15 protein-coding genes and 1 pseudogene are annotated in these 13,736 nt (G+C 70.9%); 10 read left to right on the forward strand and 6 right to left on the reverse strand.

Translation table 11 applies throughout. The features are described from left to right. Window positions 1–111: 111 nt before the first annotated feature. From HD596_RS29455 to HD596_RS29470, 4 genes are all read left to right on the forward strand, one after another. The gene (locus HD596_RS29455; protein ID WP_246554926.1) at window positions 112–1,620 is read left to right on the forward strand and encodes an AMP-binding protein; all 1,509 of its coding nucleotides are present in this window, start codon (window positions 112–114) and stop codon (window positions 1,618–1,620) included. A 175-nt stretch (window positions 1,621–1,795) separates the two neighbouring features. Further along, window positions 1,796–1,960, forward strand: coding sequence for a hypothetical protein (locus HD596_RS29460; RefSeq protein ID WP_185072539.1), 165 nt, complete (start codon window positions 1,796–1,798; stop codon window positions 1,958–1,960). 82 nt (window positions 1,961–2,042) lie between these two features. Next, entirely contained in the window at window positions 2,043–2,474 is a 432-nt protein-coding gene (locus tag HD596_RS29465) for a hypothetical protein (RefSeq protein WP_185072540.1), read from the forward strand. Next, a complete protein-coding gene (locus tag HD596_RS29470; RefSeq protein ID WP_185072541.1) occupies window positions 2,471–3,082 on the forward strand; it encodes a TetR/AcrR family transcriptional regulator in 612 nt (203 codons plus the stop codon). The genes HD596_RS29465 and HD596_RS29470 overlap by 4 nt, the downstream gene beginning before the upstream one ends. A 31-nt stretch (window positions 3,083–3,113) precedes the next feature. On the opposite strand, the gene HD596_RS29475 is transcribed toward HD596_RS29470, so the two are convergent. After that, on the reverse strand, window positions 3,114–3,440 hold the full coding sequence (locus HD596_RS29475; RefSeq protein ID WP_185072542.1) for a branched-chain amino acid transport AzlD family protein: 327 nt from the start codon (window positions 3,438–3,440) through the stop codon (window positions 3,114–3,116). 59 nt (window positions 3,441–3,499) lie between these two features. Then, window positions 3,500–3,703 (reverse strand): annotated as a pseudogene (locus HD596_RS29480) (AzlC family ABC transporter permease); the annotation flags it as partial. Between the two features lie 34 nt (window positions 3,704–3,737). Between HD596_RS29480 and HD596_RS29485 the strand changes: the two are divergent. Next, complete coding sequence (locus tag HD596_RS29485; RefSeq protein ID WP_313044999.1) at window positions 3,738–4,004, forward strand: Lrp/AsnC ligand binding domain-containing protein; 267 nt, start codon at window positions 3,738–3,740, stop codon at window positions 4,002–4,004. On the opposite strand, the gene HD596_RS29490 is transcribed toward HD596_RS29485, so the two are convergent. Then, complete coding sequence (locus HD596_RS29490) at window positions 4,005–4,832, reverse strand: aldo/keto reductase (protein ID WP_185072543.1); 828 nt, start codon at window positions 4,830–4,832, stop codon at window positions 4,005–4,007. A 78-nt stretch (window positions 4,833–4,910) separates the two neighbouring features. On the opposite strand from HD596_RS29490, the gene HD596_RS29495 reads away from it, so the two are divergent. Continuing rightward, window positions 4,911–5,405: a MarR family winged helix-turn-helix transcriptional regulator gene (locus HD596_RS29495; protein WP_313045003.1), complete on the forward strand. Its 495-nt coding sequence runs from the start codon at window positions 4,911–4,913 to the stop codon at window positions 5,403–5,405. Window positions 5,406–5,429: 24 nt separating this feature from the next. Here the strand turns inward: HD596_RS29495 and HD596_RS29500 are convergent, their stop codons facing one another. Beyond that, window positions 5,430–5,837, reverse strand: a complete 408-nt coding sequence (locus tag HD596_RS29500) for a winged helix-turn-helix transcriptional regulator (protein ID WP_246554928.1) — start codon at window positions 5,835–5,837, stop codon at window positions 5,430–5,432. 106 nt (window positions 5,838–5,943) lie between these two features. Here HD596_RS29500 and HD596_RS29505 point away from each other — a divergent pair, with 106 nt between their 5' ends. Together HD596_RS29505 and HD596_RS29510 are read left to right on the forward strand one after the other, a co-directional pair. Then, on the forward strand, window positions 5,944–7,341 hold the full coding sequence (locus HD596_RS29505) for an MFS transporter (protein WP_313045005.1): 1,398 nt from the start codon (window positions 5,944–5,946) through the stop codon (window positions 7,339–7,341). After that, window positions 7,338–7,802 (forward strand): pyridoxamine 5'-phosphate oxidase family protein, encoded by a 465-nt coding sequence (locus HD596_RS29510; RefSeq protein WP_185072545.1) that lies wholly within the window; start codon window positions 7,338–7,340, stop codon window positions 7,800–7,802. Before HD596_RS29505 ends, HD596_RS29510 begins: the two co-directional genes overlap by 4 nt. 9 nt (window positions 7,803–7,811) lie before the next feature. Here the strand turns inward: HD596_RS29510 and HD596_RS29515 are convergent, their stop codons facing one another. Further along, window positions 7,812–8,825 (reverse strand): zinc-dependent alcohol dehydrogenase family protein, encoded by a 1,014-nt coding sequence (locus HD596_RS29515; protein WP_185072546.1) that lies wholly within the window; start codon window positions 8,823–8,825, stop codon window positions 7,812–7,814. 115 nt (window positions 8,826–8,940) lie between these two features. Between HD596_RS29515 and HD596_RS29520 the strand changes: the two genes are divergently transcribed. Then, on the forward strand, window positions 8,941–9,729 hold the full coding sequence (locus tag HD596_RS29520; protein WP_185072547.1) for a helix-turn-helix domain-containing protein: 789 nt from the start codon (window positions 8,941–8,943) through the stop codon (window positions 9,727–9,729). A gap of 4 nt (window positions 9,730–9,733) precedes the next feature. Here the strand turns inward: HD596_RS29520 and HD596_RS29525 are convergent, their stop codons facing one another. Then, window positions 9,734–12,988 (reverse strand): glycosyl hydrolase 2 galactose-binding domain-containing protein, encoded by a 3,255-nt coding sequence (locus tag HD596_RS29525; protein ID WP_185072548.1) that lies wholly within the window; start codon window positions 12,986–12,988, stop codon window positions 9,734–9,736. A 105-nt stretch (window positions 12,989–13,093) separates the two neighbouring features. On the opposite strand from HD596_RS29525, the gene HD596_RS29530 reads away from it, so the two are divergent. Then, window positions 13,094–13,735, forward strand: a complete 642-nt coding sequence (locus HD596_RS29530) for a hypothetical protein (protein WP_185072549.1) — start codon at window positions 13,094–13,096, stop codon at window positions 13,733–13,735. Window position 13,736: the final 1 nt, after the last annotated feature.

Genomic DNA, 13,736 nt, shown 5'->3' on the forward strand with positions numbered 1-13,736 from the left:
CGGCGTAGCTTCGGAAGCGGCCTGGCCGGCTTCCGGTTGCACGCGCATGCGTCCCGGCTGCCGGAGAAATTCCTTTCCCCGGCTTGAGGCGGGAGGCTCATATTGAACGGGTTGAATTCCACGACGCATTCTCCGCGACCGCGGCTCATTCACGAACTGCTGGATGACGCGGCGGCGACGAATCCGGACGGGACCGCGGTGCGCGACGCCCGCGGCGGCTGGAGCTACCGGCGGGTCGTCGAGCTCAGTCACGCTTTCGCCGCCTGGCTGGCGGCCACGGGCGTCGAACCCGGCGACCGGATCATCGTGCAGCTGCCCAACCTGCGCGAGACCGTCCCCATCCTCTACGGCGCGTCCCGGCACGGTGTCGTCTTCGTGCCCCTGAACCCCGGGATGAAGGCGTACCACCTGCGCTCCGTGCTGGCGGACTCCGAGCCCAAGCTGGTCATCGGGGCCGGCGAGGCGCTGCGGGAGACCGCCGACGTGCCCGTGTACGCGATCGACGAGCTCTGGAAGGAAGTGGAGGCGTTCGCCGGGCGCCCGGTCCCGGGCGGACCGGCCGAGGTCCGGCCGGAGGACGTCGCGGTCCTGATGTACACCTCCGGCAGCACGGCGGCGCCCAAGGCGGTGGTGGGCCCGCACGCGCAGGTGACGTTCGCGGCGTCGGCCATCAACGCCGTGCTCGGCTACCGTCCAGGGGACGTCGTCTTCTGCCGGTCGCCGATGTCCTTCGACTACGGGCTCTACCAGATCTTCCTGTCCGCCCTCGGCCACGCGGAGCTGGTGCTGGCGGGTGAGGGCTCCGACCTGGCGCTGCTGGGCCGGCTCCAGGAGTGCGGCGCGACCGTCGTGCCGATCGTGCCCTCGCTGGGCGCCATGCTCACGACCCTGGGCAGGCGGGCCCCCGGCTCCGTGCCGACCGTGCGGATGTTCACCAGCACCGGCGCCGCGCTGCCGGCCTCGACCATCGAGGGCCTGCGCGAGTGCTTCCCCGGTGCCCGGGTGGTGCGGATGTACGGGGTCACCGAGTGCAAGCGGGTCACCATCATGGAGCCGGAGCTGGAGCGCGAGCGCCCCGACTCGGTCGGCCGCCCCTTGCCGGGCACCCGCGTGCTGATCCTCGGCGACGACGGCTCGCCGCTGCCCGCCGGGGAGACCGGGGAGATCGTGGTGGTCGGGCCCAACGTGATGGCGGGATACTGGCGCGCCCCCGAACTGACCGCCCGCGTCTACCGCCGCGACGCGGCCACCGGCGAGACCCGCCTGCACACGGGTGACTACGGATTCCTCGACGAGGACGGCTACCTCTACTTCGAGGGCCGGCGCGACGACATGTTCAAGCGCAAGGGCACCCGGATGAGCACCATCGAGATCGAGGCCGCCGCGATGGACATCCCGGGCGTCCGGGCCGCCGCGGTGCTGCCTCCGGGCGAGCGGCACGATCTCGCGATCATCGTGGAGGGCGACCTCGCTCCCCATGCCGTCCTGCGCGAGCTGGCGGACCGCCTGGAGCCCGCGAAGGTGCCCGCGATCTGCCGCGTCCTGCCCTTCTTCCCGCTCACCCTCAACGGCAAGAACGAGCGCAAGGACCTCGTACGGTTCCTGGAGGAGGCGCCCTGAGCACTCCCGGACCGGGCCTGGGGAAGGCTTTGCCTCCTGCCGGGAGACGCCGCGGGCCGCTCCCGCTAGCGTGAGAAGTGCTTGTGCGCCGTACTGGCGCTTCCCGGGAGCCCCACGTCGACGCTCCGTCAGCCCGCCTCAGCCGGGCGCTCGTCACCTCACGGAGTGATCTCTGATGCTCGAACGCCTGCTCGTCGCCGCCGCCCTGGTGGCGCCCGTGCTCATCGGTTCGGTCTCGCTCTCCGCCCCGTCGACCGCTACGGCCGGCGCCGCCACGGTGGCGCAGGCCCCGGCCGCGATCCCGCCCGCTCCGGTCCCTCCGGATGACGACGACGAGTAGGAGGTCCGCCGCCCCGCGCGGGGTTGTCCAGAGTTTGTGTACCGCGTAAGCTTACGTGGTACACAAACTCTGGAGGTCACGCATGACCACGATCGCCCTCGCGCTCCCGCTCCTCTGGCTGGCCTGGCTGGCCCTGACCGAGTGGGTGCCGATGTTCCCGCTCAACGACCTGAAACCCGGGAACCTGCGGCCACGGCTGCTCGCCGCGACGATCAACTACCCGTTCCCGCTGCTCATCGCCGCCGGCATCGCGTTGCGCCGGCCGTGGTCGCTGGTCGCCGCGTCGGCGTTATGCGGGCTGATCCTGGCCGGGCACCTGGTCAGCTGGTGGCTGCCGTACCTCGGGCTGAGCTCCGCCGCCCAGCGGCAGGTCTACGAGCGCGACTACGCCCGCACCCTCAAGATCCTGCCCGCGGCCGGGCACGCGGTCGTCCCCGACGTCCAGCACATGGTCGTCGGGCTGCTCAGCGTGGCCATGCTCGGCACCACGCTGGCTGTCACACTGGCCGCATGAGCACCAAGCCACAGCGCGGCCGGGGCGGGCGGCCGCCCCAGCTGACCACCGAGCAGATCGTCACCGCGGCCATCGCCCTCCTCGACGAGGAGGGCCTGGACGCGGTGACCATGCGGGGCATCGGCGCCCGCCTCGGCGTGGCCGCGATGTCGCTCTACCGGCACGTGCCCAATCGCGACGCCATCCTGGCCGCGATCGTCAATCGCCTGTTCGCCACCGCGCTCGCCGGGTTCGACCCCGGCCCGACGTGGACGCAGGCGGTGACGCGGTTCGCCGTGGCGTACCGGCGCATGCTGCTCGACCACCCGCACGCCGTGCCGCTGCTGGCCACGTACCCCGTCGACGTCGAAAGCGCCCTGCCGCTGCTGGCGGGCGTGCTCGACCGCTTCACCGCCGCCGGCATCGAGCAGGACGAGTCCCTGATCACCATCCAGTCCGTCGGCGTCTACGTGCTCGGGCACGCCCTCGCCCAGGTGGGCACGCCGCCCGGCGCCGACGCCCCCACCGCTCCGCCCGACCCCGCCGCTCTCGACTTCTACGAACGGTGGTTCACCACGGGGCTGGACGCCATCGTCACGGGCTTCCAGCAGCGGCTCCATCCTCGGTAGGCGACCGCCACCGGGGCGCAAAGGGGGCAGGTCAGAGGGCGTTGACGAGGACGACGTAGGCCGCGGTGCCGATCCCGACGCTCAGGATCGTACGGCGGCCGAACGCGAGGTGGACCCCCGCCGTGACGGCGACCGCGAGCAGCGCGTACAGCGTCGCCCGGGGCTCGGCGACGATGGTGCCGTGCAGGGCGGTCACGGCGAGGATGGCGAGGATGCCGACCGGCATCCACACCGACAGCTGCCGCACGATCGCCGAGCCGCGCAGCCTGCGCAGCACCGCGAAGGGGACGGCACGCAGCGCGAGGGTGATGGCGAAGACGATCGCGAGGACGGCGACGAGGTAGGCGGTGCCAGGCATCGGCGGCGGTTCCTGACCAGGTGGAGCGGGAAGGAGAAGGCGTAGAAGACGTGCCGGAAGTTGACCACCAGGACGGTCGGCGCGACCGCGGCGAGCGGCGTGGCACCGGCGACCATGCCCACCAGCAGCAGTTCGAGCGATCCGGCGAACGCGGACACCGGCAGCGCGGGGGCCAGCCACCAGGACAGGCCGGCCTGGACGACCAGCAGGCCGAGGGCGATCCCCAGCGGGAAGATCCCCAGCCCCGCGGAGAAGGGCGTCATCCGCGGCTACCGGGCGGTCATCGATCCCGCCGCCGTGGGCCGGTCGTTCGAGGTCCTGGTCGACCTAACCCTCGACGCCCAGGACGCGGAGACCGTCGAACGCTTCGAGCAGACCCTGGCGCGGGCCGCGGAGGTCATCGAGCTGCGGCGGCTGTTCGGCAGCCCCGACTACTTCGTCCGCGTGGCCGTCGCCGACCTGGCCGCCTACGAGACCTTCCTCAGCACGTACGTCATGACCATCCCGCGGATCAGGAACGTCACCTCGCACTTCACGATGAAGAACGTCAAGCCGGCCCCATAGCTATGACACCCGGTCCAGCCGGGCGAACTGCTCGTCGGTCAGCGTGAAACCGGCCGCCGCGACGTTCTCCTCCAGGTGCGCCACGGAGGTCGTGCCGGGGATGGGGAACATGGCCGGCGAGCGGCGCAGCAGCCAGGCCAGCGCGGTCTGGGCGGGGGTCGCCCCGATCTTGGCCGCCACGGTGGCCACGGGGCCGCCGGCCTTGGCGTGGTCGCCGACGGCGATCGGGAAGAACGGGACGAACGCGATCCCGTGCTTGGCGGCGTAGTCCACCACCTCCTCGTGGGTGCGGTCGGTGAGGTTGTAGAGGTTCTGGACGGCGGCGACGGGGGCGATCCCGCGGGCCTCCTCCAGCTGGTCCACCGTCGCCTCCGACAGGCCGATGTGGCGGATCTTGCCCTCCTCCCGCAGCCGCGCCAGGGCGCCGACCTGGTCGGCGAGCGGGACCTGGGGGTCGACGCGGTGCAGGTAGTACAGGTCGATCACGTCGCGGCGCAGGCGGCGCAGGCTCAGCTCGGCCTGCTGGCGCAGGTACTCGGGGCGTCCCAGCGGGATCCACTCCTCGACGCCCGGCCGGGCCACGCCGCCCTTGGTGGCGATCGTGACGTCGTCGGCGTAGGGGTGCAGGGCTTCGGCGATGAGCTCCTCGTTCGCGCCCAGCGCGTAGGCGTCGGCGGTGTCGATGTGCCGTACGCCGAGCTCGACCGCGCGGCGCAGGACGGCCAGAGGGCCCTGCCGATCGGCGGGCGCCTCCCAGATCGTGCCGTCGGCCGACAGCCGCATGGCGCCGAAACCGATGTTGCCCACTTCGAAGTCGCCAATTTTCATGATTTCTCCCTAAAGGTTGAGCGTTCAAGTGTGGACGCTACACCTCGAAGGTTGAGAGTTCAAGCTAGGATGGGCGGCGTGGAGACACGGTGGCTCGACGACGACGAGCAGCGGACCTGGCGGGCGTACCTGTGGACGACCCGGTTGCTCGGCGACGCCCTCGACCGGCAGCTGCAGCACGACGCCGGGATGCCGTACACGTACTACATGATCTTGGCGACGCTCTCGGAGGTCCCCGATCGGCGCATGTCGATGACCGACCTGGCCGCCCAGGTCTACTCCTCGCTCAGCCGCCTGTCCCACGCGGTGGCGCGGCTGGAGGAGCGCGGCTGGGTACGGCGGTCACCGCACCCGGACAACCGGCGGGTGACCATGGCCGAGCTGACCGGCGACGGCTTCGCCGCGCTCGCGCAGGCGGCGCCCGCGCACGTGGAGGAGGTGCGCAGGCGCCTGTTCGACCCGCTCACCGGCGAGCAGGTGGCCCAGCTGCACGGCATCCTGCGGGCGCTGTGGAAAGGGCTCGATCCCGAGCCGGGCGGGGCGTATCCCGGGGTCTTCGGCCCCGAGGCGTAATGCGCGCGCGGGATCAGCGCCGGATCAGCGCGCCATGGGGGTCTGCAGCAGGCGCTCCTCCTCGGCCGTCCGCTCGTCGTACGCGGTGCGGGCGTCGGAGATCTCCCGCTGGTGCTCCTCGGTCCAGACGACCAGCGACTTGATCACCTCGTGCAGCGAGAAGCCGAGCGGGGTCAGCTCGTACTCCACCCGCGGCGGCACCACCGGATAGACGGTGCGGATCACGAGCCCGTCGCGCTCCAGCTGGCGCAGCGTCACGGTGAGCATGCGCTGGCTGACGCCGTCGATGGCGCGGCGCAGCTCGGAGAAGCGCATCGTGCGGCGGTCGAGCAGGGCGATGACCAGCAGCGACCACTTGTCGGCGACGCGGTCGAGGATCTTTCGCACGTCGCAGTCGGCCCGGGTGTCCCACTGGATGACCTCGTCGTCCATGGTTCCCGTGCAGTAACCGAGTGCCTTTGAAGTGCCGTCTTCCATTACTTCCCCATGGTCACGCAAGATTCCTTTGTTACGAAAAAGAACCATAGGAGTCGTTCCCGTGTCCACAACCACGCACTCTTCTCCGCCGTCGTTGCGCATGACCCCCAAGGCGTGGGGGATGTTGTTCGTCCTGTGCGGCGCGATCTTCCTTGAGGGGATCAACGTCGCGATGCTCAATGTGGCCCTGCCCGCCATCCGGGCCGACCTCGGCCTGTCCACGGGTGAGCTGCAGTGGGTGATCAGCGCCTACGTCCTGGGCTACGGCGGGTTCATGCTGGTCGGCGGCAGGGCGGCCGACCTGTTCGGCCGCCGCCGGATGTTCCTGGCCTGGCTGGCGGTCTTCCTCGTCGTCTCCGCCCTGGGCGGGCTGGCCGGGGAGGGCTGGATGCTCATCGCCGCCCGTTTCGTGGCGGGCGTCGCCGCCGCGGTCATGACCCCCGCCGGGTTGTCCATCATCACCACGAGCTTCGAGGAGGGGCCGCGGCGCAACCAGGCGCTCCTGGTGTACTCCGGCACCGCCGCCGGCGGCTTCTCCCTCGGGCTGGTGCTCGGCGGCCTGCTCGCCGCCGTGGACTGGCGCTGGGTGCTGTTCGCGCCGGCCGTGCTCGCCCTGATCATCCTGGTCCTGGCGGTGCCGCTGATCCCCGCCAGTCCCATGGAACGTTCCCAGGAGCGGAGGCTGGACGTCGCGGGCGCGGTGACCATCACCGCCGCCATCATGCTGCTGGTGCTCGGCGTCGAGCGCGCCGCCCACGTGGGCGCCGGGTGGACGGCCGGCGCGCTGGTGACCGGGCTGGCGCTGGTCGCGCTCTTCCTCGTGATCGAACGCCGCTCCGCCGCGCCGCTGGTGCGGCTGGGCATCTTCCGCTCCGCGCCGCTCGTCCGCGCCAACCTCGCGGGGCTGCTGTTCTCCGGGGCCTTCTTCGGCTTCCAGTTCATCGCGGTCCTGTATCTCCAGGAGGTGCGCGGCTGGACCTCGCTGCAGACCAGCCTGGCCATGCTGGCGGTCGGCGCGGACGCCGTCCTCGCGCCGACCCTGACCCCGCGGCTGGTCAACCGCTTCGGCAACGCGCGGGTCATCCTGGCCGGGCTGCTGGCCGCCCTGCTCTCGTACGTGCTGTTCCTGCCCATCGGCATGGACACCGTCTATCTCGCGATGTTCCCCACCATGATCATCCTGGGGGTGTCGTTCGCCCTCGCGTACGGCCCGCTCACCATCGTCGCCACCGACGGCGTGGACGAGAGCGAGCAGGGCCTGGCCGGCGGGCTGCTCTACACCTCCTTCCAGTTCGGCGCGGCGCTCGGGCTGGCGGCGAGCACCACGGTGATCGTGGCCGTGGCGGACGCGGGGGATCTGCTCGGCGCCTACCGCACCGCGCTGGCCGTGCCGATCGCCGCCGCCGCCCTGGCCGTCGTGGTCAGCGCCTTCGGCCTGCGGAAGGGAGCGGCCCGATGACGTCCTTCGCGGAGATCCAGGCCGAGTTCGACGCCATCGTCGGCGCCACCGTGTACGCCACCATGGTCACCGTGGACGCACGCAACCGCCCGCGCACCCGGGTGCTCATCCCCATCTGGGAGAGCGTGGACGGGCGGCCGCTGGGCTGGCTGGCCACCTACCGGACCCCGGTCAAGGCGGCCCACCTGGCCGGCAACCCGCACACCTCGTTCTCCTACTGGAAGCCGGGCAACAACTCGGTCGCCATCGACGCCGTGGCGAGGTGGGTGGACGACCTGGACGTGCGGCGGCGCGTGTGGGACCTCTACCGCGCCACCAGCCCCCGGGGCGCCGGGTACGACCTGGGCAACTTCTGGCGCTCGCCCGCCGACCCCAAGCTGCACGTCCTGCGCCTCGACCCCTTCCGCGTCCAGGTCATCCGCGGCATGGATCTGCGCAGCCGCATCTGGACGGCGGACTGAGCGAGCGGGTCAGGCGTGGCTGATGATCACTTTGCCGAAGCCGCCGCCTGACCCGCAGTAGGCGAGGGCGTCGGGGACCTGCTCGAACGGGAAGACCCGGTCGATCACCGGGCGCAGCCGGTGCGCCTCGACGGCCCGGTTCAGCTCCAGGAAATGGGCCCGGCTGCCGGTGGCGATCCGGCGCAGCACCGAACCGGCCGCGAACAGGGTGGCGGGGTCCACGGGCGCGGCCCCTTTGGCGCCGGACAGCCAGTAGCCGACGAAGGCGACCTCGCCACCGGCCGCCACGGACCGCAACGACTGCTCCAGCGGCCCCGTCGCGTCGACGACGCGATCGGCTCCCTGGCCGTCGGTGAGCGCGTGCACCTCCTTCCACCAGACCGGGTTCTCCCGGTAGTTGATCACCTCGTCCGCCCCGAGCGCCCTCAGCCGCTCGGCCTTGGCGGGGCCGGACGTGGTCACGATCACTCTGGCCCCGGCCAGCTTGGCGAAGAGCAGGACGAACAGCGACACGGCGCCCGACCCGAGCGTCAGCACGGTCATGCCGGCGTGCGGGGCGCCGCCGGAGGTCAGGGAGTTCCACGCGGTCACCGCCGCCAGCGGCAGCGCCGCGGCCTCCTCGTACGACAGGTGCTCGGGCAGGTGCACGACCCCGTCCTCGCTCAGCAGCGCGTACTCGGTCAGCACGCCGTCGATCATGGTGCCGAGCTGGGCGGCGTCCTCGCGCCGGAACGGGCCGTCCAGCCAGCGCGGGAAGACGGTGGCCGCCACCCGGTCACCCGGCCTGACGCGGGTGACGTCCGCGCCGACCGCCACGACCTCTCCCACTCCCTCGCAGCCGGGCACCACGCCGGGGGTGACCGGCAGCGGGTACTCCCCGGACAGCACGCGCAGGTCGCGGAACCCGAGGGAGTTCGCGCGGATCCTGACCACGACCTGCCCGCGCCCGGGTTCGGGCACGTCGCGGTCGTGGAGCGTCAGCCCGGCGAGGCCACGTCCGGGCACGAGGCGGTAGCTCTTCATCTGATGTCCTTTCCGGCTCTTCATGAGTAGGCACGATCGTGCGGGGCGGCCGTGATGGCCGGCAATTCCCCGGAGGGAATCGCGGGCCCGCACGGCGACCGGATAGAACAGAGCAGTGAGCACCACCATCAGGGAGAACGGCGTCGGCACGGAGCTGCGACGCTGGCGCGGGCTTCGCCGGGTCAGCCAGCTCGAACTGGCCACGCTGGCCGGAACGACCCAGCGCCATCTGAGCTTCATCGAAAGCGGCCGCTCCAGGCCGGGGCGCGCGATCGTGATCCGGCTGGCCGAGTCGCTCGGCCTGTCGCTGCGGGAGCGCAACGACCTGCTCACCGCGGCCGGTTACGCGCCGGTGTTCGCGGAGTCGGGCCTGGAGGAGTCGGCGCTGCGGCCGGTCCGCGCCGCCCTGGAGCAGATCCTGCACGGCCACCTGCCGTATCCGGCGCTCGTCATCGCGCCGTACGGCCGCGTGGTGGCGGCGAACGACGCCGTCGAGGTGTTCACCGAGGGCGCGGCGCCCGAGCTGCTCGAACCGCCGGTCAACATGCTGCGGCTCATGCTCCATCCGGACGGGATGGCCCCCAGGGTGCGCAACCTGCCCGAATGGGGCCGGCACATCATCGAGAACCTTCGTGCGAGAACCCGCCGGAGCCCGGACCCGCGCCTGGACGACTTCGTGGCCGAACTGGCCGGATACGTCCCCCAGGCGCCGGTCGGGCCCGAGCACCTCGGCTTCGCCGTCCCCATGAGGCTGGCCTCGGCGGACGGGGAACTGCGCCTCATCACGACGCTGACCTCGTTCGCGACGGCGACCGACGTCACGCTCGCCGAGCTGCACCTGGAGGCGTTCCTGCCCGCCGACCAGGCCACCGCCGAACTCCTCCGGCGCCGGGCCGAGCGCTGAGCGGTCAGCTCACCGAGAGGCGGTCGACGTTGGGGCCTCCGTTGGACGTGGTGGCGGTTGCTCTGATCTTGTTCACCCCCTGGGCGAGGTCGGCGGTCAGGGTGACGGTCTGCCAGGTGGTCCAGGCGCCGGTGCCGGTGAAGTCGCGGGTGACCGAGGTGCCGTTCACCGCGATGGTCATCGGCCGGTTGGCCGTGGTGCCGTTGGCGAAGCGGAGCTCCAGGGTGACCGGCCCGGCCGTCGCGGCGTTCACCGTCCACTCGACGTAGCTGCCCGTCACGTTGTCGTAGTTCACGAACCCGGTGCCGGTGTAGCCCGCGTGGTTGGACTCCACCACGCCCTGCGAGATCGTCGCGTCCTCCGCCTGGTAGACGGCGGGGCCGCTGCCGGTGGTCTCGGTGACGGCGTTCGACGGCGCAGAGGAGTTGCCCGCCGCGTCATGGGCTCTGACCGTGAACGTGTACGGCGTGCCGGCCGCCAGGCCGGAGACCGTGGCGGTGGTGCCGGTGACGGTCGTGGCCAGGGCGTTGCCGTTGTAGACGTCGTAGCCGGTGACGCCGACGTTGTCGGTGGAGGCGTCCCAGGCCAGCGAGACGCTGGAGGAGGTCTTGCCGGTGGTGCGCAGGTTGCCGGGCACGGACGGGCTCTGGGTGTCGGGCGGCCCGGTCGGGACGGTGAGCGTCGCGGTGTTCCACCCGGCCACCCGCACGCTCGGCGAGCCGGTCAGGTCGGAGGCCCGGTAGGTGGCGGTGAGGGTCCTGGATTCCCCCGGCCAGAGGCTGATCGCGTTGTCCGACCACTGGATCGGCAGCACGGGCTTGCCGGCCGCGTCGACCACGTCGGCGTCGAGCATGAAGGCGGGAACGGCGCCGGTGCCGGTGTTCTTGATCGTCACGGTGACCCTGCCGTCGGAGGGCGCCGAGGCGGTGGCGGTGATCGGGGTCTGGGCCAGGTTGTTGAGGCCCTTCAGGTTGGCGTAGCTGGAGGTCGGGACGTAGTACCAGTCGTTGTTGTCCCAGTCGATCACGTCGTCCGAGGTGGACAGGGCGTAGACGTTGCGGTCGATCTCCTGGCCGTCGCGCAGCAGCGTCAGCCGTACCAGGTAGGTCGTGGAGAGACCGCTGACGGCCGGCACGGTCACCGCCGTGGCCCTGCCCCCGTCGGCGGGGACGCTGACCGTCGCGGTGTTGCTGTACTTGGCGGATCCGTCCATGTTGAACAGGTCCGTCTTGACGGTCAGGCCCGAGGCGGCCGAGACGCCGGAGTTGACCACGACGACGGACTTGTTGTCGTAGGAGTACTGCACGTGCAGCGGCTTGTTGGCCTCGCGCGCACCCCAGTAGGAGCCGCCCTGGTCCAGGTAGTAGTCGAAGAGCTGCCAGTGGAGCGAGGACCAGCCGCTGTTGAGCATCCAGTAGATGACGCCCGTGGACGGGTTGCTCGAGTCGGTGAAGTTACGGCCGTAGGCCTCGAACTGCGCCCGGACCGCCTCGTACTGGGCGAGCTGCGCCTTCTTCATGTAGTCCGTCAGGCCGGACGGCACTCCGTACCGGCCTCTGAGGGCGTTGTGGTAGATGGTCAGGTCGTCGAAGGTGCCCGACGGCGAGCGGTGGTACTGCGTCGCGCTCGGGCTCTGCCAGAGCGAGTCGATCTGCGCGGAGGTCATCATCCGCTTGAGGGAGTCGAGCGTCGGGACGTCGGGGCCGGCGCTGGTCTCGGAGTTGAAGCCGAACGCCCCGCCTTCGCGCTTGTTGTACCAGTAGTTCGGCGGCACCCAGTCGTACGGGCCGGGCATCTTCATGCCCGAGCTGCCCAGTTGCGGGCTGGACTTGTCGGAGGCCACGGACACGATCGGGAGCTGCCACTCGGCCGCGGTGAGGGCGTCGAGGTAGTTGGTCTCCTTCTGGGCCGGCGGCGGGTTGTCCGAGCCGATCAGGAACGAGATCACGCTGGGGTGGTTGCGCAGCCGGGTGGCCTCCGCCTGCATGGACGCCTTGGCGATCGGATAGTCGGAGCTGCTGAAGGAGCCTTCCCACTTGTCGCAGCACTCCCAGCCGGGCAGGGTCAGGATGCCGTACCTGTCGGCCAGGTCGTAGAGCTCGTCGGTGTCCAGGTGGCCTTCGACGCGGATCGTGTTGAGGCCGAGGTCCTTGACGTAGCGGATCTTGTCTTCCAGGTAGCCCAGGTTCTTGCGGAGGAAGATGTCGGGGGACCAGCCGCCGCCCCTGATGAGGATCGGCCTGCCGTTGATCTTGTAGTAGCGCCGCCCGCCGGCGTTCTTGCCCGACTCCACCTTGCGCACGCCGAAGCGCTGGGTCAGCGTGTCGCTCTCCACGCCGCCGGCCGTCGCCGTGAGGTTCAGGTCGTAGAGCGGCTGGGCGCCCATCGTGTGCGGCCACCACACCTGCGGGTTGGCCAGCGTCTGGTTGAACGTGATCCGCTTGGTCTGGTTCGCGGCCAGCGCGACGTCCTGCGAGAACGCGAGCGGGCCGATCGTCCCCTTGACGGTGGCGTTCACGGCGCTGCCGGTGGCGTTGCGGACGTCGACCTTGATGGTGAGGTCGGCGCGGTCGAGCGCCGGGACCGCGAGGTTCGTGATCACATGCGCGTCGCGCAGCGAGACGTCGGCGCTGCGCCTGATCAGGACGTCGCGGAAGATGCCCATGTTGTCGTCGCGCGGCAGCTGCACCCAGTCGATCCAGCCGATCGTGAGGTGGTTGTCGGGGTTGTTCGGGTTGACGCGGAAAGCCACCGAGTTGACGCCCGGGTGCACCAGGGCGGTGATGTCCCGCTCGTTGCGGGTGTAGGCGCCGGCCACCTGGGCGGCGGTGGCGACCTGGGTGCCGTTCACCCACACGTCGGCGCTGGAGATCACGCCGCTGACGTCGAGGAAGGTCCGCAGCCCGGACTCGTCGCCGAGGGTGAAGTCGGAGCGGTACCACCACGGCACGTCGAAGTCCGACGTTGGGATCGACTGCATGTTGGTGGAGTAGAAGGGGTCCGGGTAGACGTTGTTCTGCAGCAGGCCGGCGAGCACGGTCGAGCGGGGGCCCACCGGATACCAGCCGGTGGCCGCGTAGCCGGGCGTGGAGATCGTGGCCCCGGAGTCGGCCACCTTCGCCGAGGATTGGATCTTGTATCCCGTCAGGGCGGTCGTCGCCGGTACGGCCTGCGCGGAGGCGGGCAGTGCCACGCCCGCGGCGTTCGCCAGCAGTGCGCAGGCGGATAACAGGATGAGGATGAGCCGAGAGCGCGCCATGGGTCCCTCGCTAGGCTGGTCCATTCGTTAATAAACCTTCTTAACAAATAAACCCGAGCGCGGCAAGGACGCGAACCGATCTTCGGCGGCGTACGTCAAGAGGGCATGACATCACGCTTTCTCGCCTTGCTCGCGCTCGTGGCCGGGCTGGTCGTGTTCACCGGCGGCACGGCGTCCGCCTGCCAGTGTGTGAAACGGACCGCGCAAGATCGGATGGAGAGTGCGGTCGCCGTGTTCACCGGGACGGTGACGCGGGTCGGCGCGAGTTCGGACGAGAGCAGTGGAGGGCACGTCATCGCCGTCCTGCGTGCCGATCACGTCTACAAGGGGGAGGCACGCGAGTGGTTCCAGGTCTCCACCCGTAGGGAAGGACCGGCCTGCGGGTACGACTTCGCCGCGGGCAGCCGCCACCTGGTGTTCGCCGGCGGGCGTGATGAGGCGCTGACCACGTCCAGCTGCTCGGGCAGCCTGCAGGTGCCGGCCGGCGAGCGGCCGCTGCGGCGTGACGATTACGAGGGGCTCACCGGGGAGTTGATCGCCGCCCTGGGCGCGCCCACCCGTGTCCGCCACACCTCCACCGCGAAGCCCGCCGCCGACCCCGCCACGGAGTCCGCCGCTGAGTCCGCCGCCCAGCCCGCCGGTCCCAACGGGGGCACCGGCGGGCTGGTGGCCGTCCTGGCGGCGCTGGGCGTCGTGGCGCTGGCGGCGGGAGGCGGCTGGGCGTACCGCAGGCGCTCCTCCACCTGAC

The organism is Nonomuraea jabiensis (genome assembly GCF_014204795.1).
Classification (GTDB): domain Bacteria; phylum Actinomycetota; class Actinomycetes; order Streptosporangiales; family Streptosporangiaceae; genus Nonomuraea; species Nonomuraea jabiensis.

Excerpts from the sequence above, each read along its gene's own strand:
- HD596_RS29460 (WP_185072539.1), top strand. The coding sequence starts at position 1,796 with ATGCTCGAACGCCTGCTCGTCGCCGCCGCCCTGGTGGCGCCCGTGCTC.
- HD596_RS29465 (WP_185072540.1), top strand. The coding sequence starts at position 2,043 with ATGACCACGATCGCCCTCGCGCTCCCGCTCCTCTGGCTGGCCTGGCTG.
- HD596_RS29470 (WP_185072541.1), top strand. The coding sequence starts at position 2,471 with ATGAGCACCAAGCCACAGCGCGGCCGGGGCGGGCGGCCGCCCCAGCTG.
- HD596_RS29475 (WP_185072542.1), bottom strand. The coding sequence starts at position 3,440 with ATGCCTGGCACCGCCTACCTCGTCGCCGTCCTCGCGATCGTCTTCGCC.
- HD596_RS29490 (WP_185072543.1), bottom strand. The coding sequence starts at position 4,832 with ATGAAAATTGGCGACTTCGAAGTGGGCAACATCGGTTTCGGCGCCATG.
- HD596_RS29500 (WP_246554928.1), bottom strand. The coding sequence starts at position 5,837 with ATGGACGACGAGGTCATCCAGTGGGACACCCGGGCCGACTGCGACGTG.
- HD596_RS29510 (WP_185072545.1), top strand. The coding sequence starts at position 7,338 with ATGACGTCCTTCGCGGAGATCCAGGCCGAGTTCGACGCCATCGTCGGC.
- HD596_RS29515 (WP_185072546.1), bottom strand. The coding sequence starts at position 8,825 with ATGAAGAGCTACCGCCTCGTGCCCGGACGTGGCCTCGCCGGGCTGACG.
- HD596_RS29525 (WP_185072548.1), bottom strand. The coding sequence starts at position 12,988 with ATGGCGCGCTCTCGGCTCATCCTCATCCTGTTATCCGCCTGCGCACTG.
- HD596_RS29530 (WP_185072549.1), top strand. The coding sequence starts at position 13,094 with ATGACATCACGCTTTCTCGCCTTGCTCGCGCTCGTGGCCGGGCTGGTC.